This is a genomic window from Mycobacterium sp., assembly GCF_032162605.1.
GTDB lineage: Bacteria > Actinomycetota > Actinomycetes > Mycobacteriales > Mycobacteriaceae > Mycobacterium.
In genome coordinates this window covers 1-24,623 of sequence record NZ_JAVROT010000030.1, presented here as the reverse complement: position 1 = coordinate 24,623, position 24,623 = coordinate 1, and the positions used below count along the sequence as shown (strand labels likewise).

Here is a 24,623-nt window from a genome sequence, read left to right as displayed (position 1 = left end):
CCTGGTCTGGTAGGCCCGGTCTGCGACGTCGTGGCGGTGACCGGTCCACATCAGCACCGCGAGCACCACCGCGGCCACCGAGATCACACCGAGCACCGCAGAGCCGATGCCGTACCCGCTCACCCCGCCGCTACCGGCCTGAGTGCGCTCGTCATCGAGCTCGTCTGGCATGCGCGTCACGGTACCTGGCGCGCCACCGACCGGAGCGTGCGCGCAGCCGATGGCAGGATGGCGGGGTGACGTTAGAAGCTACCCACTCCGGTATCGACCTGTCCTACGTCGACGACGACGCCCGCCCCCAGGACGACCTGTTTGGTCACGTCAACGGTCGTTGGCTGGACGATTACGACATCCCGGCGGATCGGGCGACCGACGGTGCGTTCCGGTTGCTCGCCGACCGCGCCGAGGAGCAGGTCCGCGACCTCATCATCGAGGCCGCCGAGACCGAAGCCGTTGAGGGCACCGAAGAACAGCGCGTCGGCGATCTGTACGGCAGCTTCATGGACGAGGAGGCGGTTGCGCGGATCGGTGTGCAACCGCTGCTCGACGAGCTGGCCACGATCGACGCCGCGGTGGACCGGACCGCGTTGGCGGCCGTGCTCGGCGGGCTGCAGCACACCGGTGTCGGTGGCGGCACCGGGCTGTACGTCGACACCGACTCCAAGGACTCCACGCGCTACCTGCTCCACCTTTCGCAGTCCGGCCTTGGGCTGCCCGACGAGTCCTACTACCGCGACGCCCAGCATGCCGCCATCCTGGCCGCCTATCCGGGACACATCGAGCGGATGTTCGCGCTCGCGCTAGGCGAGGAACCGCAGCCGAATGAGTGGGAGGCCACAGCAGCGCGAATCGTCGCCCTGGAGACCAGGATCGCCGCCGCGCACTGGGACGTCGTCAAGCGTCGCGACGCCGACCTCACCTACAACCTGCGCACCTTCACCGAACTGACGGCCGAGTCGCCGGGCTTCGACTGGGCTAGCTGGATCACCGCGATCGGGAGCACTCCGGAGGCGGCGGCCGAGGTCGTGGTGCGCCAACCCGACGCCCTGACGGCCTTCGCCGCGCTCTGGTCGGAGGTCGACCTGGAGGACTGGAAGCGTTGGCTGCGTTGGCGGCTCATCAGCTCTCGCTCGGCCATGCTGACCGACGAGCTGGTGGCCGAGAACTTCGACTTCTACGGTCGCACGCTGAGCGGGACCCAGGAGATTCGCGACCGCTGGAAGCGCGGCGTGGCGCTGGTGGAAAACCTCATGGGCGACGCCGTCGGCAAGCTGTACGTCGAGCGGCACTTCCCGCCTGGCGCGAAGGCGCGGATGGACCAGCTGGTGGCCAACCTGCGCGAGGCCTACCGCGTCAGCATCAGCGACCTGGAGTGGATGACGCCGGAGACGCGCGAGCGGGCGCTGGCCAAGCTGGACAAGTTCACGCCCAAGATCGGCTACCCCGTGCGGTGGCGGGATTACCCGGGGCTGGTGATCGACCGTGGCGACCTTTACGGAAACTACAAGCGCGGCAACGCCGTCGGCTACGACCGCGAGCTGGCCAAGCTGGGCGGCCCCGTGGACCGCGACGAGTGGTTCATGACGCCGCAGACCGTCAATGCTTACTACAACCCCGGCATGAACGAAATCGTCTTTCCCGCAGCGATTCTCCAGCCACCGTTCTTCGACGCCGAAGCCGACGACGCGGCCAACTACGGCGGCATAGGCGCGGTGATCGGGCACGAGATCGGCCACGGCTTCGACGACCAGGGCGCCAAGTACGACGGCGACGGCAATCTCGTCGACTGGTGGACGGACAGCGACCGGACCGAATTCGGTTCCCGCACAGATGCATTGATCGCTCAGTACGACCACTTCGTGCCGCGACAGCTCGCCGAAGGGCAACACGTGAACGGCGCCTTCACGGTCGGTGAGAACATCGGCGACCTGGGCGGGCTGTCCATCGCCCTACTGGCCTACGAGCTGTCGCTGGGCGGCAAGCCCGCGCCGGTGATCGACGGCCTGACGGGTGTCCAGCGGGTGTTCTTCGGTTGGGCGCAGGTGTGGCGCACCAAGTCTCGCGACGCGGAGGCGATCCGGCGACTCGCGATCGATCCGCACTCGCCGCCGGAGTTCCGGTGCAACGGCGTCATTCGCAACATGGACGCTTACTACGACGCGTTCGAGGTGGACGAGTCCGACGAGCTGTACCTGGATCCCGCACAGCGCGTGCGGATCTGGAACTAGACCAACGAAGAACGGCCGCCCCGGTCGGGGCGGCCGTCTTTCGCATCGTCAAACTTACATCTGCCAGTCCTGAGCGCCGTCGTTCTGGCTGTAGGTACCGACGGAGTTCTTCACGACGAGCGGGTCACCGCTGCCGAAGTTGTCGAAGAACCACTTCGCATTGGCCGCACTGAGATTGAGGCAGCCGTGGCTGACGTTGCTCTTGCCCTGATCGGCCACCGACCACGGCGCGCTGTGCACGAAGTTGCCGCTGTTGTCGATCCGGACCGCGTTCTGAACGGTCAGCTTGTAGCCCTGCGCCGAGGTGCTCGGGACGCCGTACGTGGCGGAGTCCATCACGATGCTTGGGAACTTCTCGAGCACGTAATAGGTGCCGTTCGGGGTGTCGTGCCCCGGCTTGCCCATCGAGACCGGGAACGTCTGCTCCAGCTTTCCGTTCCGCACGATCTGCATCTGGTGCGTCTTGTTGTCGACGGTCGCGACCAGCGACTCACCCGTCCGGAAGCTGGACTTGGTGCCACCGGCGTCGATGTTGACGGTGGTGTTGGCGGGCCAGAAGTCGATGGGGCGCCAGCGCAGCTGGGTGTCGCTGAGCCAGTAGAACTTGCCGGGGACCGGCGGGGTCGACGAGACGTGCACCGCGTCCTGGGCCATCTGACGGTTGGCGATCGGCCGCGCGAAGTTGATGTAGATCGGCTTCGCGACGCCCACCATCGACCCGTTGGTCGGATTGAACGACGGCGGCACGAACGGCGCCTGCCCGGTGTAGGGCGTCGGGTTCTGCCCGGCGGGGGTGCCTGTCGGAATCACTCCGGGAGTCGCCGCGAGCGGGTCGGCCGGTGGGGGTGCCAGCGGATCGACTGGCGGAGGTGCCAGCGGGGCGGCCGGCGGCGGCGCGATCGGGTCGCCCGGCGGTGGGAAGCCGAACGGGGCGGGCGGGGGAGCTTCGTCGATTGGCGGTGGCGCCGGCTGCTCGATGGGCTGCGAGTCGATCGCAGCAGGATCGGGGTTGACCTCGGGATCAGCCCAGGCAGACGGTCCATTGACGACTAGGCCGCCGACCAAGCCAGCCGCGAAGATCGCCGTGGAAAGTCTCGTGATGGTTCGCTTGAGCGATTCCTGGGGCATTCGCCACCTCCAATACAGAATTGATTCCAGTGTCGCACAGCGCGATGGTCGACTACCTTCTGCGAAATTCCCCGGACCCCGACCATTGCCGTTGCGAAAACGGCTGCGAGAAGGCACTGAGCTGCCCGTTTGATCGGCCCTGCCCGCCGTTTCGTTACGTCCCGTCCCAATCTTCGCGCGGCGGGCGGTAAAGCCGGGGCGGGTTTGACGTTGCACGGCGGGGACTCAGCCTGCCCCCAACGACCCCTACGAACCCCCGAGGATGCCGATGATCGCGATACCCGACGGCTACGAAAACCTGCTACGAGGACGTGCTACGACGTCCGTTGTACGGCCACCTGGCCGCCACCCGGCCGAACGGCACCGTCCAGGTCAACCCGATGTGGTTCGACTGCGATGGCGAGGTGTTGCGGTTCACCCACACCTCGAGATGGCAGAAGTGCCGCAACATCACCGCACATGCACAGGTCGCTGGGTGATTCGGCCGAGATTGCGACCGTGACAACCCCTACGAGTACCTGGAGGTACGGAGCCGCCGCCCGATCACCCCGACCGGGTCGTGATCGTGGTCCGTCCGACGGGGGTCAGAAAGCAGTAGTCGTATGCCAGGCTGGTCATCATGATCGTCGCATTCAGCGTGAGCCCCTCGACCGGTGACGAGACAGGTGGCGTCGGCGAGGCGGTGGCCGAGGCCATTCGGGTGGTGCGCGCGTCCGGGCTGCCCAACGAGACGAATGCGATGTTCACGAACATCGAAGGCGAGTGGGACGAGGTGATGGCGGTCGTCAAGCAGGCCGTCGACGCGGTCGCTGCCGCCGCTCCGCGAGTCAGCCTGGTGCTGAAGGCCGACATCCGCCCCGGTTACACCGGTCAGATCACCGCCAAGGTCGAACGGTTGGAAGAGTCGCTCGACGGCTAGGACTTCACCAGTCTGGCGATGGCGGCCGACGCCTCGGCGAGTTTCCTCTCGGCTTCGTCGCCACCCTCGGCCACCGCATGCGTCACACAGTGGCCGAGATGCTCGTCGAGCAGCCCAAGCGCGACCGACTGCAGGGCGCTGTTCACCGCGCTGATCTGCGTGAGGATGTCGATGCAGTACTTGTCGTCGTCGATCATCTTCGCGACGCCACGGACCTGACCCTCGATGCGCCGCAGCCGCTTCGCGTAGTTGTCCTTGTTGGGTGAATACCCGTGTGTGGCGGTCTCGTCGGAATGCGACGCCACCTCGGACCCGTCGGACGCTTCTGACATCGTCATTCTCCCTGGTCACTCTCCCAGCATCTGTTTCATGTGACCGATCTCGGCCTGTTGGGCCGTCACGATCTGCTTGGCCAGCGTCTTCGCGTCGGCATTGACGCCGTCGGCGATCTCGGTGTTGGCCATCGAGATGGCTCCTTCGTGGTGGCCGATCATCGACTGTAGGAAGAGCCGATCGAACTCGACGCCCTTCAGCGACGCCAGTTTCGTCATCGTCACGTCGTCGACCATGCCCGGCATCTGCATGCCCTCCATGGTCCCGCCGTGGCCCTCGCGGCTGGCATCCTGGCCCGCGCTCCACTGCACGAGGAACGCCTTCATGGTCTCGATCTCCGGGCCTTGGGCCGCCGAGATCTCGGAGGCGAGCTTGATCACCGCGGGATCGGTCGACCGGTCGGGCACCAGACCCGACATTGCGACCGCCTGCTGGTGGTGCGGAATCATGTCGGTTGCGAACGCCACGTCCGCGGCATTGCTCTGCGCGGGCTGGGCTTGCGCGCCTGCCGTGCTTGACCCGCTGCCGTGCTCGTGCCCGTCCGGCGCCGGGCTCGAACACGACGACAGGAGTAGTGCGGTGGCTATGGCAGCGGTGGCAGCCAGGAGGGCTATGAACGACTTCATGAAATCCACCGTACCGGATACCCCGCAGGGGTATCCGAATTGGTTTGGTTGGCGAACGACACGAAGGCATACTTGATCAATGCCCTCAGTCCCCCCCAACAGCACCCCCGACATCAAGCCCCGCAGCCGCGACGTCACCGACGGCCTCGAGAAGACCGCCGCCCGTGGGATGCTGCGGGCCGTAGGCATGGGCGACGACGACTGGGTCAAGTCGCAGATCGGCGTCGCGTCGTCGTGGAATGAGATCACCCCGTGCAACCTCTCGCTGGACCGACTGGCCAAGGCCGTCAAGGAGGGCGTGCACGCCGCAGGTGGATTCCCCATGGAATTCGGCACCATCTCGGTGTCCGATGGCATCTCGATGGGCCATGAGGGCATGCACTTCTCATTGGTGTCGCGTGAGGTGATCGCCGACAGCGTCGAGACCGTCATGATGGCCGAGCGTCTCGACGGCTCCGTGCTACTCGCGGGCTGCGACAAGTCGCTGCCCGGCATGCTGATGGCCGCCGCCCGGCTCGATCTGGCCAGCGTGTTCCTCTACGCCGGTTCGATCATGCCCGGCAAGGCCAAGCTCTCCGACGGCTCCGAGCGGGACGTCACGATCATCGACGCCTTCGAGGCGGTCGGCGCCTGCTCGCGCGGCCTGATGTCCCGCGAGGACGTCGACACCATCGAGCGCGCCATCTGTCCCGGCGAGGGCGCGTGCGGTGGCATGTACACCGCCAACACCATGGCCAGCGCGGCCGAGGCGATCGGGATGTCGCTGCCCGGCAGCGCGGCCCCGCCGGCCAGCGACCGTCGCCGCGACGGGTTCGCCAAGGCAAGCGGCGAGGCCGTCGTCGAACTGCTCAAGCGCGGCATCACCGCGCGAGACATCATGACCATGGAGGCGTTCGAGAACGCCATCGCCGTGGTGATGGCGTTCGGCGGTTCGACCAACGCCGTGCTGCACCTGCTCGCGATCGCCCACGAGGCCGACGTCAAGTTGACCCTCGACGACTTCATCCGCGTCGGGGCGAAGGTGCCGCATCTGGCCGACGTCAAGCCGTTCGGCAAGCACGTCATGTACGACGTCGATCAGATCGGCGGCGTGCCGGTGATCATGAAGGCCTTGCTGGATGCGGGTCTGTTGCACGGCGACTGCCTGACCGTCACCGGCCAGACGATGGCCGAGAACCTCGCACACATCGCGCCGCCGGACCCCGACGGCAAGGTGCTGCGTGCCTTCGGCAACCCGATCCACCCCACCGGTGGCATCACCATCCTGCACGGTTCGCTTGCGCCCGAGGGCGCCGTGGTCAAGTCGGCGGGCTTCGACTCGGACGTGTTCGAGGGCACCGCAAGGGTTTTCGACGGTGAGCGCGCCGCGATGGATGCACTCGAGGATGGCACCATCACCGGCGGCGACGTCGTCGTCATCCGCTACGAGGGCCCCAAGGGCGGCCCCGGCATGCGCGAGATGCTGGCCATCACCGGCGCCATCAAGGGCGCGGGATTGGGCAAGGACGTGCTGCTGCTGACCGACGGCCGGTTCTCGGGCGGCACCACGGGCCTGTGCGTCGGACACGTCGCGCCGGAAGCGGTCGACGCCGGACCCATCGCATTCCTCGAGAACGGGGACCGGATCCGCCTCGACGTCGGCAAGGGCACCCTGGACGTGCTCGTCGACCCCGGCGAATTCGATTCCCGCAAGGCGGGATTCAATCCGCCCGCACCCAAGTACCCCACCGGTGTGCTGGCCAAGTACCGCAAGCTGGTGGGTTCGGCGGCCACCGGCGCGGTCTGCGGCTAGCCGTGGCGAGCGTGGCCGACCCGAAGCCCGACCTCCATCCAGCGTTGGCGGCGCTCGCTCCCCTGCTGGGCACGTGGGCGGGCGCCGGCCATGGCGAGTACCCGACGATTCCGTCGTTCTCCTACCTCGAGGAGGTTACCTTCGGTCACGTGGGCAAGCCGTTCCTGGGCTACGGGCAGAAGACGAAGGCCGCCGACGACGGGCGTCCCCTGCATGCGGAGACCGGCTATCTCCGGGTGCCCTCGCCGGGACGTATCGAGCTGGTTCTCGCGCATCCCACCGGCATCACCGAGATCCAGGAGGGCACCGTGGCGGTGACCGCCGGCGTGCTGGAGTTGGAGTTGACCGCGACCTCGATCGGGCTGACGTCGTCGGCGAAAGACGTGACGGCACTGGGCCGTTCGTTGCGAATCGACGGTGACGAACTGACCTACACGCTGCGACTCGGCGCGGTGGGTCAGCGACTGCAACACCATCTGGCCGCGACGTTGCACAGGAAGCCGGCGTGACCAGCCAGACCAACACGGACGGCAGGATCAGGGTCCCAACCGACCTCGACGCCGTGACGGCGGTCGGCGGCGAGGACCACTCCGGCATCGACCCCCGCGCGGTCGAACGGATCTGGCAGGCCACCCGCCACTGGTACTCGGCGGGAATGCATCCCGCCATTCAGGTGTGCCTACGCCACCACGGCAAGGTGATCCTCAACCGGGCGATCGGGCACGGCTGGGGCAATGGCCCCGACGACCCACCCGACGCAGAGAAGATCGCGGTGACGACCGAGACGCCGTTCTGCGTGTACTCGGCGGCGAAGGCCATGACCGCGACGGTGGTCCACCTGCTGGCCGAACGCGGCGTCTTCTCGCTCGACGATCGGGTCTGCGACTACCTGCCCACGTACACCAGCCACGGCAAGGACCGCACGACCATCCGTCACGTGATGACCCACAGCGCGGGGGTTCCCTTCGCGACAGGACCAAGGCCCGACCTCAAGCGGATGAACGACAGCGAGTACGCCCGCGAGATGCTAGGCAACCTGCGGACCATCTATCCGCCGGGGCTGGTGCACGTCTACCACGCCCTGACGTGGGGGCCGCTGACGCGGGAAATCGTCTCGGCCGCCACGGGCAAGGACATTCGCGACGTGCTGGCCGACGAGATCCTGAACCCCCTCGGTTTCCGCTGGACCAATTACGGCGTTGCGCCATCCGATGTTCCACTGGTGGCGCCGAGCCATGCCACGGGCAAGCCGTTGCCTGCGCCGATCGCGGCGGCGTTCAAACTGGCGGTCGGAGGGACGACACACCAGATCATCCCGTTCACCAACACGCCGCAGTTCCTCACCAGCGTGGTGCCGTCGTCCAGCACGGTCTCGACCGCGAACGAACTGTCCCGCTTCGCCGAGATGCTGCGCCGCGGTGGTGAACTCGACGGCGTTCGGATCATGAGCCCCGAGACCCTGCGTGCCGCGACCACCCAGGCTCGTCGGCTGCGCCCGGACATCGCGATGGGACTGATGCCAATGCGCTGGGGTACCGGATACATGCTGGGCTCCAAGCGATTCGGGCCGTTCGGGCGTAATGCTCCCGCCGCCTTCGGTCACACCGGCCTCGTCGACATCGCCATCTGGGCCGACCCCGAGCGCGGGCTTGCGGCGGGAATCGTCAGCAGCGGCAAGCCCGGCGGTCATCGCGAGGCCAAGCGCTACCCGGCCGTCCTGGACAGCATTGCCGCCGGCTTCCCACGCGTCATCGCGAGCTAGCATTCGCGCGTGGCCAAAGTCGAGTTGTCCCGCAAACTGTCGATCAGCCCGGAGGAGGCGTGGTCGCACGTCTCCGACCTGTCGACGCTCGGAGACTGGCTGACGATGCATCAGGGCTGGCGCAGCGACCTGCCCGACGGGCTCGCCATCGGCACCACCATCATCGGGGTGGCCGGCGCCAAGGGCATGCGCAACCGCGTCACGTGGACCATCAAGGAGTTCGATCCACCGAACCTCATCGGCATCACCGGCGACGGCGTCGGTGGCACCAGGTACGCGTTGCGCATGACGGTGAAACCGTTTCACATGGGCTCCGAGTTCACGCTGAAGATCGAGCTTGGCGGGGCGCCGCTGTTCGGCCCGATCGGCATGGCCGCCTCGCGCGCCGTCAAGGGCGACATCGAGCGGTCCATCGAGAAGTTCCAGGAGCTGTACTTCACCCCGCCCGCGCCGCCCACCTGAATACATCGCAGGCGTTTGCGATTCGGCGGCCGCAGAAGACACGGACCCGATTGCATCTAGTTCGCATAGGTGAACAACCGATGTGAGTCATGGACGATGTTCCACATTACAAGTGAAGGCCAAAGAGTCATCTCCCGAAGGACATTCGAGTTTCTTTGACAGGAATTCACCCGCGTCCCATGCTTGGTCTGTGCCTATGCGTCCTGCTGCATGGAACACGTATGTGAATTGTCGTTCACCATGATGAGCTGGAGATGACATGAAGGCACTCGTCTTGGACGACTTCGGCACGATGTCTGTCCGCGAACAGCAGAAGCCCGCCGCAGGGCGGGACCAGATTCTGGTCGAGATCGTGGCGACGGGCATTTGCGGCTCCGACATCCACGGATTCACCGGGGAGAACGGTCGGCGCGTGCCTGGCCAGATCATGGGACACGAGACGGTCGGTGTCGTCGCTGAATGCGGCTCCGAGACGGGACAGTACGGCTTCGCGGTGGGCGACGTCGTGACCTTCAACCCGGTGGTCGTTCCCGCCGAGCAGGCGGCCGAGTTCGTCGGCCGCGAGCAACATTGCCCTGACAAGTACGTCATCGGTGTCGCACATGACATCGTCGCAGCGTTTGCCCAGTTCGTTGCGGTACCGGCGCGAAACGTGGTCACCCTGGACAACGACATGCCGATCGAGTTCGGCGCCTTGATCGAGCCGATCGCCGTGGGAGTCCATGCCGTGCGCCGCGTGGGAGTCAGGTCAGGATCATCGGTTCTGGTGATCGGCGGCGGCCCCATCGGGCAGTCCGTCATCCTCGCCGCCCGCATGGAGGGTGCCACCGACATTGTCGTAAGCGAGGTCGATCCGGGTCGCCGGGCACTATGCGCGCGCCTCGGCGCCAAGACGCTGGACCCTGCCAGCGGGCCAGTGCCGGACCAGGTCAAAGCCCTCCTGGGCGGGCCGGCGGCGGTAGCGATCGATGCGGTCGGTATCGGGGCGACGGTGGCAGGCGCGCTCGAGTCGGTGGAGTTGGGCGGAGCGGTGTGCCTGGTTGGTATGGGAACGCCCCAATTCGCACTCGATGCATACAGCGTCAGCACCGAGGAGCGTTCGCTGGTCGGTAGTTTCACCTATTCGGCGGAGGACTTTCGCGACGCAGCGCAATTCGTGTCGAGTGCACCCCCGCAAGTGGGTGAGCTCATCTCACGCCGAGTCCCACTCAACGATGGCCCTCAAGCCTTCACCGATCTGGCCGCAGGCGACGGCACCGCCGGTAAGGTTCTGGTCGTGCTCAGCGACCGCATCGACAGCTGATGAAGGGCGCGTGGAACCCATGACACCTCGAATTACACAGGTCCGCGCCTACACCACCCGGGGAGGCGGCGCCGACTATCACGATCAGGGCGCCGGCCACTGGATCGACGACCACATCGCCACCCCGATGGCTGTGTATCCGGAGTATCGGCAGTCTCGCCAGTCGTTCGGCATCAACGTGCTCGGCACCCTCGTCGTGGAGATCGAAGCCGACGACGGAAGGGTCGGATTTGCCGTCACCACGGGCGGCGAAATCGGCGCCTTCATCGTCGAACGGCACCTCGCGCGGTTCATCGAGGGTTCGCTCGTGACCGACATCGAGCGCATGTGGGATCAGATGTACCGGTCGACGGTCTATTACGGTCGGCGTGGCATCGTGCTGAACGCCATCAGCGGCGTCGATCTCGCGCTGTACGACCTGCTTGGCAAGGTGCGCCAAGAACCCGTCTATGCGCTGCTCGGCGGTCCCGTCCGCGACGATCTCACCTGCTATGCGACGGGCGCTCGGCCCGACATCGCGCAGAAGCTGGGCTTCATCGGTGGCAAGATGCCACTTCACCACGGTCCCGCCGAAGGCGAAGAGGGACTGCGGATGAACCTGGAGGAGCTCGCCAACATGCGTGGACTGGTCGGTGACCAGTTCTGGCTCATGTTCGACTGCTGGATGTCCCTCGACCTCGATTACGCCACTCGGCTGGCGCATCGGGCTGCCGAGTACGGTCTCAAGTGGATCGAAGAAGCCCTCATGCCCGACGACTATTGGGGATATCAACAGCTCCGGCGCTCGGTGCCGCCAACCATGCTCGTCACGACCGGCGAGCATGAAGCCACCCGGTGGGGCTTTCGGCAACTCCTCGAGATGGGTTGCGCCGACATCATTCAGCCCGACGTCGGATGGTGCGGTGGAATTACCGAACTGATCAAGATCTCAGCACTCGCCGATGCCTACGGCGCCATGGTCGTCCCACACGGGTCGTCGGTCTACTCGTATCACTTCGTCGTCACCCGGACGAACAGCCCGTTCGCGGAGTTCCTCATGATGCATCCGACCGCCGAAGAAGTCGTTCCGATGTTCTCCCCCATGCTGGTGGGCGAGCCGGTCCCGGTAAATGGGCGGCTGAAGGTGCCAGACGATCCGGGCTTCGGGGTATCGCTATCCAAGGATCTAGAACTCGCCCGTCCTCATACCCACTAGGCGCATAGGGAGACATTCGTGCATCTGATGAGACTTGGCGACCTAGGAGCCGAACGACCTGCGGTCCGCGGCGACTCCCGAACGGTCTACGACCTCACGTCGATCACCGATGACATCGACGCCGAATTCCTCGCCGGTGACGGGGTGGCTCGAGTGCGCGAGGCGCTCGAGGCGGGTACCCTGCCCGAATTCGCCGGCGCGGATGATCTTCGTGTCGGCGCCCCGGTCGCCAAGCCCGGTGCTGTGCTCTGCATCGGTCAGAACTACGCCGCACATGCGGCGGAGTCCGGCGATCCGCCGCCGGAAACTCCGATCCTGTTCTTCAAGCACCCGAACACGATCGTCGGCCCATTCGACGACGTCGCCATTCCGCCCGGCGCCCGCAAAGTCGACTGGGAAGTCGAGCTTGCAGTCGTCATCGGCGAGCAGGCGCGCTATCTCAGCAGCCCCGGGCAGGCGCTCGAGCATGTCGCCGGATACACGATCAGCAACGACGTCTCTGAGCGGGCGTATCAAATCGAAGAGTCCGGCGGGCAATGGTCGAAGGGCAAGTGTTGCGAGACCTTCAATCCGCTTGGCCCCTATCTCGTTACCGCCCAAGACGTCCCCGATGTACAGGCACTACGCCTGTGGTCAGAAGTGAACGGAGAAACCCGGCAGGATTCGAATACCCAAGACATGATCTTCTCCGTCGGCTACTTGATCTGGCACCTGTCCCAGTACCTCACACTCGATCCTGGAGACATCCTCAACACCGGAACGCCTCAGGGCGTGGCGCTCTCAGGCCGGTTCCCCTACCTCTCCACGGGAGACGACATCCGCTTGGGGATCGATCTGCTGGGTGAGCAGCGGCAGAACCTCGTCGCGGCAGTGCTCTGATTCGATCCTTCACTCGTCTCGCGCTGCGACCTCAGCGAGATCGGCTGCAAGGCTGAGGAGTTCGCGCTGGACGCCGGGGACCGCCGCCATCGCTCCGCTCGACCCCAGGACCAGCGGGGCGCCCGCATAATCGGTGCAGAGCGCCCCCGCCGCGCGAGCGATCGCATGCCCGGCGACGACGTCGTACGGGTTGTTGTGGGCCAGCAACATGCCCTGGATCTGGCCGCGGGCAAGCCAGGTCCAGAGGACCGACGCCGCGCCGACGCAGCGAAAGCGCAGCGCCCGTCGGTGCACACTGGCCGTGAGGTCGAGGTACGCGTCCAGCCGGGCGCCGCCCCGGTGAAAGGCGTCGCCCATCCCGATGATCCCGTCCTCGAGTGAGCCGACGTCGGCGACCGCGCCCGAGTCGACTCGCACGCCGAGGAACGGCAGATCGATCACGCCCAACGTCGGCAGGCCGTCCTCGAGCAAGCCGAGCATCACCCCGCAGAGTGGTGAGCCGGTCGCGTAATTGATGGTCCCGTCCAGCGGATCCGCGACCCAAACCTTGCCCGAGTCCAGGCCTGCCCCGCCGCCCTCTTCGCCGTAGAAGCCGATCTCCGGAGTGGATGCCGCGAGCGAGCGTTGCATCGCCGACTCGCTCGCCAGGTCGACTTCGGTGGAGAAGTCCTTGGCCGCCTTGGCGATCCGCTGGTGCGGCTGGGAGCGCCCGGCTCGCAGGATCGCGACCGCTTCATCCACCGCGGCGTGCGCCGCCGCCAGCTCTGGCCTCACGCCGGCATCCTCGTTGGATCGGTCGACGAGTCCGACGATCCGAGGACATCGGGCTGCCGTGGCTCCCGGTCGGGCGAAAGAACGGTGACGATACTCGAGTCGTCGCGAGCACCCAGGCCTGCGGCCTCGGCAATCAAGAACAGCTGTTGTGCGGCCGCGGCCAGAGGCAGGGGCACGTGGGAGGTGCGGCCGACCGTGGTCACGATCCCCATGTCCTTGACGAAGATGTCGACTCTGGATTTGACCTCGGCGCCACCGGTATACGCCTGCAGCATTCGGGGGCCGCGATCGGCGAACATGAACGAGCCGGCAGCGCCTTGGGACAACGCATCGATGACCACTGCCGGGTCCAGGCCCAGGCCGCGGGCCAGGGCGATCGCTTCCGCGGCTGCAGCGATGTGAACGCCCGCCAGGAGTTGGTTGATGGTCTTGAGCGCCTGGCCGTCGCCAGGGCGGGGCCCGACGATCGTGAGCGTGGATGCAAGGTCTTCCAGAACCCGTCGGACGGTTACCAAGGTTGCTTCGTCGGCGCCGACGACGATGAGCAGGTCCCCGTTCCCCGCGCGTACGGGGCCGCCGCTGATCGGCGCGTCGACGAGCGGATGTCCGGCCGTCGCCAACTTGTCGGCGAGATCGCGCGCTGCGTCCGGGCCGACGGTGCTGGTCAAAATCACCGGAGCACCCGGCGGGAGGGTCTCGATCACCCCATCCGGCCCGAACAGCGCAGTTTCCGCCTGTGCCTGGTCGCGGACTGCGAGCAGGGCAATGTCGGCTTCCGTACACGCTGCCGCCGGCGTGGATTCGGCTGTGATGCCGGCCATTTCGGCCTGTCCACGGCGCGGCGGAAAGGGTTCGAAGCCGGTGACTACGAACGTGGTTGCGAGGTGGATGGCCATGGGTAGACCCATGGCCCCCAAGCCGATCACCGCAATGTGAGGGCTGTCGTTTCTAGTCATGCCGCCACGCTTCTTTCCGCTATCAGAGTGTTTCGTGTACGTCGAAGCTCCGCATGCCGCGCCAGCAGCATCACACGCTCCGGAGCGTGGTCACTACGTCGGCCAGGGCATGATCATCACCAACGTTGCCGGCAAAGACGATGTACGGAATGCCCTGAGCCGGTCCGGCGACCGGCTCCCAAAGCGACACGATTCCCGGCAGCATGTTGCCCCGGGACCAGGCCCGCCGTATCCCCAATCCCTTTGTCGCGGTGTCGGATGACGTAATTCCCCCCTTGGCGAGCACGAACGCCGGCCTGACCAGCTTGACGACTTCCTGCACCGTGCCGACGAGGGCTGCGCTGACCGTGCGGGCGATGTCGAGGCTGTCGGTCGCGTCGGCGCCGGTGATCAACGTCCGGCTCGTACCGATCACTACATCACCGTCGGACGGGTTGTCTCGGAGCAGTCGGGCCGCCTCGGTAGCGATGTCGGTGACGTGCCGATCGCGGGTGCTCGGCTCCAAGAGGACGGGCACGTTCAGTTCCAGCTCCAGAATGTGGCCGGCGGCGCGCAAATGCGCAAGCTGGCGGGTCGTGAGGCCGACGTGCGAACCAACCACGATGAGACCGTGACTGACCGAAGGCCGAAGGTCTTCGGGCCGTTCCGAGTTCGCCTGAGCCACGATCTCGCTTAGCCGGGCGGCATCGATGGGCGCAGTGGCCTGCTGGCCGCTACGAGGTCGAACGAAGGAAGGTGCGATGCGATAGACGAAGCTCTTCCCCGCCGCTTCGGCGCGGATCAACGCGAGCACCACCACCTGGAGGTCGGCGTAATCAGCCGCATCGACCACGACCGGCCGGCCGTCGACCAGACCGCCAACAATCTCCTGGACGCGATCCGGGCCACCCTGGCGGATGTCGGTGAGCGTGACCCTTGCGACTGCAGAACGGGAGATCCGACCGCCGGTCTTCTCCTCCACCCAGTCCCGGAGGTCCGAGTTGTGGTAGCCAAAGCTGACGTCCTTCGCGAACTCGCTCTGGGCGACCGGGATCATCCCGGCATCGGTGCGCATCCAGTGCACGGAGTTCACCGTGACGCGCCCTGGTTCGACATAAGCCGGGCAGATGACGACTCCGTCGACAGCAGTACCAAGCTGCGCGAGTTCGGCAGATATGACGTCGGTCTCGAGCGGAAAGTACCCGCGCAGCGTGGAGTCGCTGCGGCTAGCGAGAACGTATTGCACATCGCCTTCGAGGTGGGACGCCTCGGCAAGGGCCCGCACGATCTGCTGATTGCGCTCCGCGGCATCGGCTTCGGAGAGACTGCGACTATTGGTGAGCACGAAGAAGCCCGTCGTGGGCTGTTGAAGAGCCCATCGCAGGTCAGGCACCTCCCAACGCGTCAGTACCGGCAGGTCGGCAATGCACTGGGTGCCGGTGGGATCATCGTCGAGCACCACCAGGCGACGGCTCGCTCGGATCTCGTCGAGGTTGGTGCCGACGTCGCGTACGGGAAGTTGATCACTCAACAGTGCTTGAAGCGATACAGCGCCGGTAAGGGGTGGCTCGGGGGTCCCTGGGCGCTGCGCGGTCATGTTGAGCCCTTCGTAGGCATGCCGAGGCCGGCTAGGAAAACATACCAACCGTCGCCGTCAGTTATGTGTTTCAGATCACAAACTTCGGCTATGTCATAACGCATGCTTCCGCTCCCGAATCGTGCGTGCAGCCAAGGCGGGTCGTGCCCAGCATGACGAATCAGATCGAGCGCATCGCCGTCGTTGGTGCCGGCTACATGGGTGGCGGCATCGCGCAGGTCTTTGCGATGGCCGGTTTCGGCGTGGTCATCGTCGACGCCGATTCCGACCTGACTCGTCGCCACCTCGATCGGCTCTACTCCGAAGCCGAGGACTTCGAGGCACGGGGCCTCTTCGACGCCGGGTCGGCCGAGTTGATCCGGGCCAACCTGCGCGCGGCCGACAGCCTGCCAGAGGCGGTCGCCGATGCGGACCTCATCGAGGAAGCCGTCCTGGAGCAGCCCGAGGTCAAGGTCCCGGTGCTCGAGGACATCGAGGCGGCCGCCCGGCCGGAGGCGATCATCGGCAGCAATACCTCGACGATCCCGATCGGCGACCTGACGGCCGGCCTGGCCCACGCCGAGCGCTTCCTGGGCATTCACTTCTCCAACCCCGCCCCCTTCATACCCGGTGTCGAGCTGATTGCGCACACCGGTACCGACGAGGCCGTGGTGCAGGCGGCCGAGGCCGCGGTGGCGCGCACCGGCAAGCTCAGCGCCCGGGTCAACGACAAGGCCGGGTTCGTGCTGAACCGGCTGCAGTACGTGCTGCTCAAGGAGGCCATCAACCTCGTCGAGGAAGGGGTCGCCACCGCGGAGGACATCGACATCGTGGTGCGTACGACGTTCGGCTATCGGCTGCCCTTCTTCGGCCCGTTCGCGATCGCCGATATGGCCGGCCTCGATGTCTACCGGGCCTGCTTCCGCACCTTCGAGGAGCACTACGGCGAGCGGCTGGCCGCGCCCGCCATGCTCACCGAGCTGGTCGACGCCGGCCGCTACGGCGTCAAGCAGGGCGGCGGATTCGTGACCCCCGCCGGCGACCAAGCCGAGCTCATCGCCTACCGCAACACCGCCTACGCCAAGCTCGGCCAGCTGCTGCGTGAGCTCGGGCCGTCCCCGTCCGACCGTCAATCCACTGCGGAGACAAAGAAAGCGAAAAACCCGTGATCACAACGGAGTACACCGCCGAGAACTGGCCGATCGCGGCAGCCATGCTTCCGTTCGGGAGCGTCGACTCCCGCGGCCGACCCATCCAGGACGCCGAGCCGGAGGAATGGGCCAAGCACCTGAACCTGGTGGCCCGGTTGGGCTTCACCGAGGTCGACCCGACCGACACCTGGGTCCGGGTGGCCGATCTGCGCCCGGAGCGCCTCGCCGACTTCCAAAGCGTGCTGAAGGACAGCGGCCTCACGATTCCGGCGATCTCCACCTCGCGCCGCAGCGTGATGGACCCCGAACGCGGCCAGGAGTACCTCGGGTACAGTCACCGGCTGCTCGACGCCGCGGCCGAGCTCGGTGTCCCAATGGTGAGTTTCGGCTTCTTCCAAGCATTTACGCCGGCCCAGGAGAAGGCACTGTGGTTCTGGCTCGCGGACGGTTGGCACGATGACGAGAGCCCCGAGGCGCGCAGTCGCGCGGCCTCGTTGATTCGTGAGCTCGCCGAGCACGCGCAGAGCAACGGTCAGCAAATCACCCTCGAGATGTACGAGGACACCTACGTCGGCACCGCCGACGGCGCGATCGGTTTCCTGGACGAGGTCGGTCACGATGCCTGCGGCCTGAACCCCGACATCGGCAACTTCGTCCGGCTGCACCGCCCGCTGGAGCCGGTGGACGAGATGCTCGACAAGCTGCTGCCACATACCAACTACTGGCATGTCAAGAACTACCTGCGCGACGAAGACCCGAATACCGGCCAGGTGATGACCTTTCCGGTGCCGATGGACTTCGGCTTGATCAACTACCGGTCCGCGATCACCAAGGCCATCGACCACGGCTTCCGTGGTGCATTCCTCTGCGAGCACTACGGCAGCGACGCAATCACGGTGATCGCAAAGAACCGGGCCTACATCCGCGACGTCCTCGCCACGGTCATCACCTGAACAACCGCCCTGAGGGAAGCAGACAATGACTTCATCCACCATCGGCCCGGTTCGGCTGCCCGAGCAGCGCACCGCCGTCATCACCGGCGCCGGTGGCCCGGCGGGCATCGGCCGAGTCACAGCCAGGATCCTGGCGGAGAACGGCTGGTCAGTCGCCCTGGCCGACATCAATGCCGAGGGCCTCGCCGCGGTGGAGTCCGAACTGCGCGACGCCGGCCACGACGGCGTCATCGCCGTTCCGACGAACATCGCCTCCGAGGGATCGGTGAACGAGCTGTTCGCGCGGGTCGACGCCGACTTGCCGCCGGTGGCCGGCCTGGTCAACCTCGCAGGGATCGCCTCGCAGGCCACGTTGCACGAGTGCGATCTCAACGAGTTCGAGCGCGTGATGGCAGTGAACGTCACCGGCTCGTACCTGATGCTCAAGGCTGCTGCCGCGCGAATGATCCCGCAAGGCGTCGGGCGGATCATCAACACCTCGTCGATCACGGCGTTCGACGGCGGCGGCACCTTCTCGAAGGGGGTCTACGCCACCGCTAAGGCCGCCGTGATCGGGATGGCCCACGGCGGCGCCCGCGAGCTCGGTCAGTACGGGATCACCGTGAATGTGTTGGCGCCCGGACCCGTCGACACCGAGATCATGGGCGGCCGGCTCACCGCTGAACGCAAGGCAACGATGTCGGCAGGAATCCCGCTGGGCAGGGTCGGCCAGCCGGAGGAGATCGCCGCCACTGTCGCCTTCCTGCTGTCCGACGGCGGCGGCTACATCAACGGAGCGACCATCCAGATCGACGGCGGCAAGTACATGCACTGAACGGCTCACTGATGACCCCATCGACACTAGGAGACAAAATGTCGGACACCACTGCCATGGCCGCTCGCCGCCGCGAGTTGAGTGAGCTGGCAACGAAGAGGGTATTCCGCCGGCTGATCCCATTCCTCTTATTGATGTATGTGATCGCGTTCCTGGACCGCAGCAACGTCTCGTTCGCGCAGAAGGAGTTCGAGGTCGACTTCGGCATCAGCGCCGGCGCGTACGCGTTCGGCGCCGGCCTGTTCTTCGTCGGCTACGCCATCTTCGAGGTTCCCAGCAACCTGCTGCTACACAAGGTGGGGGCGCGCTGGTGGCTGGCCCGAATCATGGTTAGCTGGGGCATCATTGCGGCCGCCTTCATGTTCGTGCAGGGGCCGACGAGCTTTTACATCCTGCGGTTCCTGCTCGGCGTCGCCGAGGCCGGTTTCTTTCCCGGTGTCATCCTCTTCCTGACCTACTGGATCCCCGCGCGGCACCTGAGCCGTGCGCGCGGTTACTTCTACGCGGGCATCGCGCTTGCCGGCATCCTGGGCAACCCGCTGTCCGGCGGATTGCTCGAGCTCAATGGGGTTCTCGGACTACGCGGCATTCAGTGGATGTTCCTCGTCGAGGGTTTGCTGGCCGTCGTCGTGGGCGTGTGGTCATTCTTCTACCTCACCGACAAACCGAAGGACGCGAAGTGGCTGCCGGACGACGAGCGCCAAGCGCTGGTGGAGACCATCGCGGCCGAGGACACCGCGAAGGCAGAGGGGCACGGACCACAGAAGGTGCTGCGGGCACTTGGGAACTGGCGGGTGTGGTATTTCGCGCTCATCTACTTCTGCATTCAGATCGCGGTGTACGGCGTGACCTTCTTCCTACCCACCCAGGTGACGGCCATCACCGGCCAGAAGCTCGGCTTCCAGTCGTCGTTGGTCACGGCCATACCCTGGGTGTTCGCATTGATTGGGATCGCATTCTTCCCGGGTCTGGCGGACCGGACGCGTAAGCACCGGCCGATCGGGACGGGGTTGCTTCTGATGACCGCCTTCGGAATCGTCATCTCCGGAGCATTGAGCGGTACGCCGGTACTGGCCATCGCCGGACTCTCCATCGCGGCAATGGGTTTCGTGGCCATGCAGCCGATCTTCTGGACACTGCCCACGGAATACATGACTGGATTCGCCGCGGCCGCGGGCATCGGATTGATCAATTCGTTGGGCAATCTGGGTGGATTCCTAGCGCCCAACCTGCGCGACTACTTCAAGGAAGGCTTCGGCGGTAACGGCGGGCTGTACGCCTTGGCGGTGGGAGCCGTCCTCGGCGCGATCCTGTTCGCCTCGACCGCATTCTTCAAGAAGGCCAACGAGATTGAGGCTGGCAACCTGGATCGAGTGGACGCGGCCCCCGCCGTCCACTGACAGGATCCCAGTGCGGCGGACGCGACCCCCGCCGTGCACTGGCAAGATTCGCGCTCGTCGTCGGCGGCGGGACCGGGCACTACCCCGCCTTTGCGGGCGTTGTTGGCGTCGGCCTGGCGGATGGGGCGGTTTGCGGAGATGTGTTCGCCTCACCGTCCACCCGGCAGGTGATGGATATCTGCCGGGCCGTCGATCAGGGCGCCGGAGTGCCGCTCAGCTTCGGTAACTACGCCGGCGACGTGCTCAATTTCTCTGCCGCCACCGTCCGGCTCCGCGCGCAGGGCATGGCTCTCGAAATGACCTCCCTGGCCGCCTGCATGCGCGCCCTGCTCCCGGTGTTCCCGCCGGCCCGGGCCTGACAACGTCACCTCCGAAATTCATACCGCACTACGTCGGCACGAACCGTGTCCGTCGGCGAAAGGATCGCAATGTCCAAGAAGCTCCGTCTGCTCATCGGTAGCGACAGCGCCGGATTCGACTACAAGGACGTCATTCTCGCCGACCTGCAGAAGGACTCGCGGGTCGCAAGCGTCGAGGACCTCGGTGTGCCCGCCGACGACCGTACGGCGAACACCTATCCCAGCATCGCAATCGCAGCGGCCAGCAGGATTGTCGCCGGTGAAGCCGACCGCGCCATCCTGATCTGCGGGACCGGAATCGGTGTCGCCATCTCAGCCAACAAGGTCGCGGGGATTCGGGCCACCGTCGCCCACGACTCCTTCAGTGTCGAACGGTCGATCCTCTCCAACGATTGCCAGATCCTCACGATGGGTCAGCGCGTCATCGGGCTTGAGCTCGCTCGGCGCCTCGCCAAGGAGTGGCTGAGTTATGAGTTCGACCCGACGTCGCACTCCCAGGCCAATGTCGCCGAGCTGGAAGCCTTCGAGAGCGAGCGCACCCGGTGACCGGCCGGCGGATCGACCGTCCACCTTTTCTGAGAACCCGACGATGATCACGCCGCCCCCACGACTGTCGCCATCAGTCTCAAGATGTACTTCAGCAATGCACTGACACTCGAGTACTGCCGACAGATCGCCCTGCTCGCGCAGGACGACCAAGGCGTCCGTACCGGCGCCACGGAACTCGTCATACTGCCGACCTTCGTTTCGGTGCCCTCCGCCCTTACCGGGTACCCACGTTCGGGTCGGAGCCCAAGATCTCGCCACCGAGGACAGCGGACCCTTCACGGGTGAGGTCTCTAGCGCAGAACTGTCCGAGATCGGGTGTACCCATGTCGAGGTCGGCCACGTCGAACGCCGCACGCTGTTCGGGGGAACCGATTCTGTTGTCGCCGCGAAGGTCAGCGCAGCGCTTCGCAATTGCCCCGTCCCAATTCTCTGCGTGGGAGAGGCCTCCCGCCTCGACCCCGCTACAACCGCCGACGTGTGCGTCCGCCAGGTGCTTTCCGCGCTGCCCCACGAAATCGGCGATGCGGCGACATCCCGGGTGATCGTCGCCTACGAGCCATGCTGGGCCATCGGCGCAGCCGAGCCCGCGCCCACCCGCTACGTCACCGATGTCTGCCAACGCGTCCGGATCGCGCTCGCTGAACACGTAGAGGACTTCGCGATCACCTACGGCGGAAGCCCGGACCTGGGCTGCTGACCGATCTGCGCGGCAACGTCGACGGGCTCTTCCTTGGACGCTTCGCCCACGCCCCCAAGTGGTTCTTGGTGTGCTGGCCGAGGCCGCGGCGCATCAGCGGCGCGTTACGGGCACACCTCACGGCTAGCGGATGTTCTCGCCGTAGACCCGCTCGACCGTCAGCGCCATCAGCACCCGGCGGTCGGACACCATCACCGACCGGTACTCGTCCCAGTCGGGATGCTCCCCCGCAGCCCGGCGGTAGTAGTCGACCAGCGCTTCGACCTCGGTTCCGTGCGGGTCGGTGCCCGGTCCGGTCAATGTCACGGTGCCCTCGGCGGTGGCCCAGGACCAGCCGTCGGCGCTGGTGACCTCGAACGCGGCGCGCGGGTTCCGCCGCAGGTTGGCGGTCTTCGCGCGACCCTCGGTCATCGAGACGTAGACGACGTCGGCCTCCCGGTCGTAGAACGGCGTGACGGGCGAGAGCTGCGGGATGCCGTTCGCCTTGATGGTGGCCAGCACGCCAAGTCGGGCCTCGGCGAGCAGCGTGCGCGGGTTGAATGAAGTAGCGGTCATGTCAGAGCCCAACCTGTGACCGCGCACACGGTATTCCGCAGAAGGGTCGACATGCCGACTGATGAGACACCGCGCGCCGACCTCGTGGATTTGATGCGGCGACGCGCGCTGACCGAGGACGCGGCGCGGCCCGAGGCGGTCGAACGCAGGCACGCCAGGAACGGCCGCACCGCGCGCGAGAACATCGGCGACCTCGTCGACCCCGGTTCGTTCGTCGAGTACGGCCGGTTCGCGATCGCCGCACAGAGGTCCCGTCGCGATGTCGAGGACGTCATCAGGCGAACTCCCGCCGACGGGATTGTGGCGGGCACGGCGCAGGTCAGCGGCGACCCGTGTGCCGTGCTTTCCTACGACTACACGGTGCGCGCCCCATGCATCGGGGCCGGGTAGTCAAGGTCGGCGCGGAGACGTCGTCCAGGGTGCTCAGTTGCTCCGCGCTCAAGGTGACGTCCAGCGCGGCCAGGTCGTCGGTGAGGTGCTCGAGGCGACGCGCCCGGGGGATCGGCACGACGGTCTCCTGCAGCGCGATCAGCGGCGTCCAGCCGCGCAGCAGCGCCGTCGTCTGCGCGGCAGCGCCGTCGTCTGCGCGGTGGCGGTGACCCAGGCGGGTGTGTTGGAGAACCCGACGTAACGAATGCTGCCTGCGCGGACGAGGTCGTCCAGGGCATCGTCTCCTCGATCGGGTGTTGCGGTCCCAGTTGTGCAGCCAGTACACGTCCAAGTGGTCGGTCTGCAGCCGGCGCAGACTCTGGTGGAGCGCAGCGCTGATGGACGATCGGCCGGCGCCACCGCCGTTGGGATCACCCGGGTACATGTTGGTGAGGAACTTCGACGCGAGGATCACATGATCCCGCTGGCCCGGCCGCTTGACGAAGTAGTCGCCGAGAATCTTCTCGGAGTGCCCGTTGGTGTAGAAGTTGGCGGTGTCGATGAAGTTTCCGCCGCGCTCGAGGTAGGCGGACAGGATCTGCTCGGACTCCTCGACGGTCGTGCCTGCTTCACCCGCGTCTTCGCCGAAGGTCATGGCGCCCAATGCGAACGGACTGACGCGGACGCCCGAGCGGCCGAGGGTGACGTAGTGGTCGAGCGGCATGGTGTGCTCCTCATTCGATGAAAGTTCCGCGCTTCCATGCCGGAGTGGTTCCGTGGATCGTGCCCAACTCACCGGACGTGCTCGCCGAGACACGCGACCTCATCGCCGCCCACACCAGACCCGGCATGACGACGGTGATCGATGGGCTGCCGTTGTCCAAGACCACGACCGGTCCCGAGAGTCCCGACTACTCGCTGACGGAACCGCTGCTGGTAGTCGTGGACCAGGGCGGCAAGCGGCGGCCGCTCGGCGACCAGGTGCACGAATACCGATCGGGGCAATACCTGTTGGTCACTGCCAACCTGCCCGTCACGGGCCACTTCTTCGACACCAGCGCGGCGAAGCCCGCATTGGGCATGGGCCTGGTCTTGCGACGGGCCGCTGTCGCCGACCTGGTGCTGCAGAACCCCCGGTGGTCGCGCGGCACGCCGCGGACGACTGCGATGACCACCGGTGATGCGGCGCCCGACCTGCTGGATGCGGTCCTGCGGTATGAGCGCGTCAGCCTTTCACCGAAGCTTCCGTGTGGTTACGGCCATGAGCCCCTTACAGTTTCAGAAGCGGATCCGTCTGCAGGAGGCGCGTTGCCATGTGGTGTCGCGGTCCGGTGACATCGCAGCCGTCGGGCATCTGGGTCGGCTCTGACAGCCGTTCGCAGTTCAGCCGTGAGTACCGCCGCCCGTTCGGGGCCCCGCCGGGCAAGGATGCGCGCCGCCTCCGCGAGGGGGGTGGCGCGATGACCACGGGGTCCGTGATGTGACGCCGCCCAGAACTTCCCGCCCGCTTCGGCTTCCGGTTAGCATGTGGCTCCGACGTTTTCGGTGTTTGAGAGTGGGTTCATCCACAGTCGCCGATTCATCCACAGCGTCGGGTTTGGCGGGTGGGATGTGTCGGATGCCCTTATTAGATTTGAAGCATGTTCGATGAATTGGTGGCCGACACCACCGGGAGCTGCGGGGCTGCTGCGGTGGATGCCTGGACCCGGGTGGAGTCCGCGGCCTGTGCCCGGCGCCTGGCGGCGATGGTCACCATGCTCGACACTGCCCACGCCGCGTCCGGCTCGGCGGATCGTGAGCAGTGGTGTCTGGACAATTGGGCGGCGGTGTGTGCGCACATCGGCGCCGCTCAGCGCCTCACCTG

The 24,623-nt window shown here is 66.2% G+C and carries 25 protein-coding genes and 3 pseudogenes; 20 read left to right on the top strand and 8 right to left on the bottom strand.

Annotation, left to right across the window (positions count from 1 at the left end):
- Positions 1-236: 236 nt before the first annotated feature.
- Positions 237-2,228: a M13 family metallopeptidase gene (locus QOI01_RS01445; protein WP_526377902.1), complete on the top strand. Its 1,992-nt coding sequence runs from the start codon at positions 237-239 to the stop codon at positions 2,226-2,228.
- 54 nt (positions 2,229-2,282) lie between these two features.
- On the opposite strand, the gene QOI01_RS01440 is transcribed toward QOI01_RS01445, so the two are convergent.
- The gene (locus QOI01_RS01440) at positions 2,283-3,356 is read right to left on the bottom strand and encodes a L,D-transpeptidase (RefSeq protein ID WP_526377900.1); all 1,074 of its coding nucleotides are present in this window, start codon (positions 3,354-3,356) and stop codon (positions 2,283-2,285) included.
- Between the two features lie 326 nt (positions 3,357-3,682).
- Between QOI01_RS01440 and QOI01_RS01435 the strand changes: the two genes are divergently transcribed.
- Together QOI01_RS01435 and QOI01_RS01430 are read left to right on the top strand one after the other, a co-directional pair.
- A complete protein-coding gene (locus QOI01_RS01435) occupies positions 3,683-3,835 on the top strand; it encodes a pyridoxamine 5'-phosphate oxidase family protein (protein WP_526377898.1) in 153 nt (50 codons plus the stop codon).
- Between the two features lie 140 nt (positions 3,836-3,975).
- A complete protein-coding gene (locus QOI01_RS01430) occupies positions 3,976-4,275 on the top strand; it encodes a thiamine-binding protein (RefSeq protein ID WP_526377896.1) in 300 nt (99 codons plus the stop codon).
- Here QOI01_RS01430 and ricR read toward each other — a convergent pair.
- Positions 4,272-4,607, bottom strand: coding sequence for a copper-sensing transcriptional repressor RicR (gene ricR / locus QOI01_RS01425; RefSeq protein WP_526377894.1), 336 nt, complete (start codon positions 4,605-4,607; stop codon positions 4,272-4,274). The two genes, QOI01_RS01430 and ricR, sit on opposite strands and share 4 nt — an antisense overlap.
- 15 nt (positions 4,608-4,622) lie before the next feature.
- The gene (locus tag QOI01_RS01420) at positions 4,623-5,234 is read right to left on the bottom strand and encodes a DUF305 domain-containing protein (protein WP_526377892.1); all 612 of its coding nucleotides are present in this window, start codon (positions 5,232-5,234) and stop codon (positions 4,623-4,625) included.
- Positions 5,235-5,313: 79 nt separating this feature from the next.
- On the opposite strand from QOI01_RS01420, the gene ilvD reads away from it, so the two are divergent.
- The 7 genes from ilvD (at position 5,314) to QOI01_RS01385 (ending at position 12,627) form a co-directional block, all read left to right on the top strand.
- Positions 5,314-7,026, top strand: a complete 1,713-nt coding sequence (gene ilvD, locus QOI01_RS01415; protein WP_526377890.1) for a dihydroxy-acid dehydratase — start codon at positions 5,314-5,316, stop codon at positions 7,024-7,026.
- 11 nt (positions 7,027-7,037) lie between these two features.
- Positions 7,038-7,535, top strand: a complete 498-nt coding sequence (locus QOI01_RS01410) for a peroxynitrite isomerase (protein WP_526377888.1) — start codon at positions 7,038-7,040, stop codon at positions 7,533-7,535.
- Positions 7,532-8,788, top strand: a complete 1,257-nt coding sequence (lipE, locus tag QOI01_RS01405) for a lipase LipE (RefSeq protein ID WP_526377886.1) — start codon at positions 7,532-7,534, stop codon at positions 8,786-8,788. Before QOI01_RS01410 ends, lipE begins: the two co-directional genes overlap by 4 nt.
- A 9-nt stretch (positions 8,789-8,797) precedes the next feature.
- The gene (locus QOI01_RS01400) at positions 8,798-9,250 is read left to right on the top strand and encodes a type II toxin-antitoxin system Rv0910 family toxin (RefSeq protein WP_526377884.1); all 453 of its coding nucleotides are present in this window, start codon (positions 8,798-8,800) and stop codon (positions 9,248-9,250) included.
- Between the two features lie 259 nt (positions 9,251-9,509).
- Positions 9,510-10,553, top strand: coding sequence for a zinc-dependent alcohol dehydrogenase (locus tag QOI01_RS01395; protein ID WP_526377882.1), 1,044 nt, complete (start codon positions 9,510-9,512; stop codon positions 10,551-10,553).
- Between the two features lie 19 nt (positions 10,554-10,572).
- Positions 10,573-11,748: an L-rhamnonate dehydratase gene (gene rhmD, locus QOI01_RS01390; protein ID WP_526377880.1), complete on the top strand. Its 1,176-nt coding sequence runs from the start codon at positions 10,573-10,575 to the stop codon at positions 11,746-11,748.
- A 27-nt stretch (positions 11,749-11,775) separates the two neighbouring features.
- Positions 11,776-12,627 (top strand): fumarylacetoacetate hydrolase family protein, encoded by an 852-nt coding sequence (locus QOI01_RS01385; RefSeq protein ID WP_526377908.1) that lies wholly within the window; start codon positions 11,776-11,778, stop codon positions 12,625-12,627.
- 9 nt (positions 12,628-12,636) lie between these two features.
- Here the strand turns inward: QOI01_RS01385 and QOI01_RS01380 are convergent, their stop codons facing one another.
- From QOI01_RS01380 to QOI01_RS01370, 3 genes are all read right to left on the bottom strand, one after another.
- A complete protein-coding gene (locus tag QOI01_RS01380) occupies positions 12,637-13,401 on the bottom strand; it encodes an inositol monophosphatase family protein (protein WP_526377878.1) in 765 nt (254 codons plus the stop codon).
- Positions 13,398-14,357 carry an NAD(P)-dependent oxidoreductase gene (locus tag QOI01_RS01375; protein WP_526377876.1) on the bottom strand — a complete coding sequence of 320 codons (960 nt, stop codon included), beginning with the start codon at positions 14,355-14,357 and terminating at the stop codon, positions 13,398-13,400. The genes QOI01_RS01380 and QOI01_RS01375 overlap by 4 nt, the downstream gene beginning before the upstream one ends.
- Before the next feature lie 70 nt (positions 14,358-14,427).
- Entirely contained in the window at positions 14,428-15,867 is a 1,440-nt protein-coding gene (locus QOI01_RS01370; protein ID WP_526377874.1) for a four-carbon acid sugar kinase family protein, read from the bottom strand.
- Between the two features lie 218 nt (positions 15,868-16,085).
- Here QOI01_RS01370 and QOI01_RS01365 point away from each other — a divergent pair, with 218 nt between their 5' ends.
- The 7 genes and pseudogenes from QOI01_RS01365 to QOI01_RS01335 form a co-directional block, all read left to right on the top strand.
- Positions 16,086-17,081 (top strand): 3-hydroxyacyl-CoA dehydrogenase family protein, encoded by a 996-nt coding sequence (locus QOI01_RS01365; RefSeq protein WP_526377872.1) that lies wholly within the window; start codon positions 16,086-16,088, stop codon positions 17,079-17,081.
- Positions 17,078-18,016 (top strand): sugar phosphate isomerase/epimerase family protein, encoded by a 939-nt coding sequence (locus QOI01_RS01360; RefSeq protein ID WP_526377870.1) that lies wholly within the window; start codon positions 17,078-17,080, stop codon positions 18,014-18,016. Before QOI01_RS01365 ends, QOI01_RS01360 begins: the two co-directional genes overlap by 4 nt.
- Positions 18,017-18,041: 25 nt before the next feature.
- Positions 18,042-18,830: an SDR family NAD(P)-dependent oxidoreductase gene (locus tag QOI01_RS01355; RefSeq protein ID WP_526377868.1), complete on the top strand. Its 789-nt coding sequence runs from the start codon at positions 18,042-18,044 to the stop codon at positions 18,828-18,830.
- 38 nt (positions 18,831-18,868) lie between these two features.
- Positions 18,869-20,230, top strand: a complete 1,362-nt coding sequence (locus tag QOI01_RS01350; protein ID WP_526377866.1) for an MFS transporter — start codon at positions 18,869-18,871, stop codon at positions 20,228-20,230.
- On the top strand, positions 20,227-20,589 hold the full coding sequence (locus tag QOI01_RS01345) for a dihydroxyacetone kinase subunit DhaK (RefSeq protein ID WP_526377906.1): 363 nt from the start codon (positions 20,227-20,229) through the stop codon (positions 20,587-20,589). The genes QOI01_RS01350 and QOI01_RS01345 overlap by 4 nt, the downstream gene beginning before the upstream one ends.
- A 69-nt stretch (positions 20,590-20,658) precedes the next feature.
- Positions 20,659-21,135 carry a ribose-5-phosphate isomerase gene (locus tag QOI01_RS01340; RefSeq protein WP_526377864.1) on the top strand — a complete coding sequence of 159 codons (477 nt, stop codon included), beginning with the start codon at positions 20,659-20,661 and terminating at the stop codon, positions 21,133-21,135.
- A 238-nt stretch (positions 21,136-21,373) separates the two neighbouring features.
- Positions 21,374-21,835 (top strand): annotated as a pseudogene (locus tag QOI01_RS01335) (triose-phosphate isomerase); the annotation flags it as partial.
- Between the two features lie 123 nt (positions 21,836-21,958).
- On the opposite strand, the gene QOI01_RS01330 reads toward QOI01_RS01335, so the two are convergent.
- Entirely contained in the window at positions 21,959-22,390 is a 432-nt protein-coding gene (locus QOI01_RS01330) for a PPOX class F420-dependent oxidoreductase (protein WP_526377862.1), read from the bottom strand.
- Positions 22,391-22,441: 51 nt separating this feature from the next.
- Here QOI01_RS01330 and QOI01_RS01325 point away from each other — a divergent pair.
- Positions 22,442-22,774: pseudogene (locus tag QOI01_RS01325) on the top strand (carboxyl transferase domain-containing protein); the annotation flags it as partial.
- Here the strand turns inward: QOI01_RS01325 and QOI01_RS01320 are convergent.
- Positions 22,710-23,414, bottom strand: a complete 705-nt coding sequence (locus QOI01_RS01320; RefSeq protein ID WP_526377904.1) for an aldo/keto reductase — start codon at positions 23,412-23,414, stop codon at positions 22,710-22,712. The pseudogene QOI01_RS01325 and the gene QOI01_RS01320 overlap by 65 nt on opposite strands.
- Positions 23,415-23,500: 86 nt before the next feature.
- Between QOI01_RS01320 and QOI01_RS01315 the strand changes: the two genes are divergently transcribed.
- Positions 23,501-24,094: an AraC family transcriptional regulator N-terminal domain-containing protein gene (locus QOI01_RS01315; protein WP_526377860.1), complete on the top strand. Its 594-nt coding sequence runs from the start codon at positions 23,501-23,503 to the stop codon at positions 24,092-24,094.
- Between the two features lie 305 nt (positions 24,095-24,399).
- Positions 24,400-24,623 (top strand): annotated as a pseudogene (locus QOI01_RS01310) (HNH endonuclease signature motif containing protein); the annotation flags it as partial.

Bases quoted from the DNA above. Each gene is read 5' to 3' on its own strand.
- QOI01_RS01430 (WP_526377896.1), top strand. From the start codon at position 3,976: ATGATCGTCGCATTCAGCGTGAGCCCCTCGACCGGTGACGAGACAGGT.
- rhmD (WP_526377880.1), top strand. From the start codon at position 10,573: ATGACACCTCGAATTACACAGGTCCGCGCCTACACCACCCGGGGAGGC.
- QOI01_RS01395 (WP_526377882.1), top strand. From the start codon at position 9,510: ATGAAGGCACTCGTCTTGGACGACTTCGGCACGATGTCTGTCCGCGAA.
- QOI01_RS01350 (WP_526377866.1), top strand. From the start codon at position 18,869: ATGTCGGACACCACTGCCATGGCCGCTCGCCGCCGCGAGTTGAGTGAG.
- ricR (WP_526377894.1), bottom strand. From the start codon at position 4,607: ATGTCAGAAGCGTCCGACGGGTCCGAGGTGGCGTCGCATTCCGACGAG.
- QOI01_RS01340 (WP_526377864.1), top strand. From the start codon at position 20,659: ATGTCCAAGAAGCTCCGTCTGCTCATCGGTAGCGACAGCGCCGGATTC.
- QOI01_RS01355 (WP_526377868.1), top strand. From the start codon at position 18,042: ATGACTTCATCCACCATCGGCCCGGTTCGGCTGCCCGAGCAGCGCACC.
- QOI01_RS01365 (WP_526377872.1), top strand. From the start codon at position 16,086: ATGACGAATCAGATCGAGCGCATCGCCGTCGTTGGTGCCGGCTACATG.
- QOI01_RS01375 (WP_526377876.1), bottom strand. From the start codon at position 14,357: ATGACTAGAAACGACAGCCCTCACATTGCGGTGATCGGCTTGGGGGCC.
- QOI01_RS01420 (WP_526377892.1), bottom strand. From the start codon at position 5,234: ATGAAGTCGTTCATAGCCCTCCTGGCTGCCACCGCTGCCATAGCCACC.
- ilvD (WP_526377890.1), top strand. From the start codon at position 5,314: ATGCCCTCAGTCCCCCCCAACAGCACCCCCGACATCAAGCCCCGCAGC.
- QOI01_RS01315 (WP_526377860.1), top strand. From the start codon at position 23,501: ATGAAAGTTCCGCGCTTCCATGCCGGAGTGGTTCCGTGGATCGTGCCC.
- QOI01_RS01330 (WP_526377862.1), bottom strand. From the start codon at position 22,390: ATGACCGCTACTTCATTCAACCCGCGCACGCTGCTCGCCGAGGCCCGA.
- QOI01_RS01440 (WP_526377900.1), bottom strand. From the start codon at position 3,356: ATGCCCCAGGAATCGCTCAAGCGAACCATCACGAGACTTTCCACGGCG.
- QOI01_RS01320 (WP_526377904.1), bottom strand. From the start codon at position 23,414: ATGACCTTCGGCGAAGACGCGGGTGAAGCAGGCACGACCGTCGAGGAG.
- QOI01_RS01385 (WP_526377908.1), top strand. From the start codon at position 11,776: ATGAGACTTGGCGACCTAGGAGCCGAACGACCTGCGGTCCGCGGCGAC.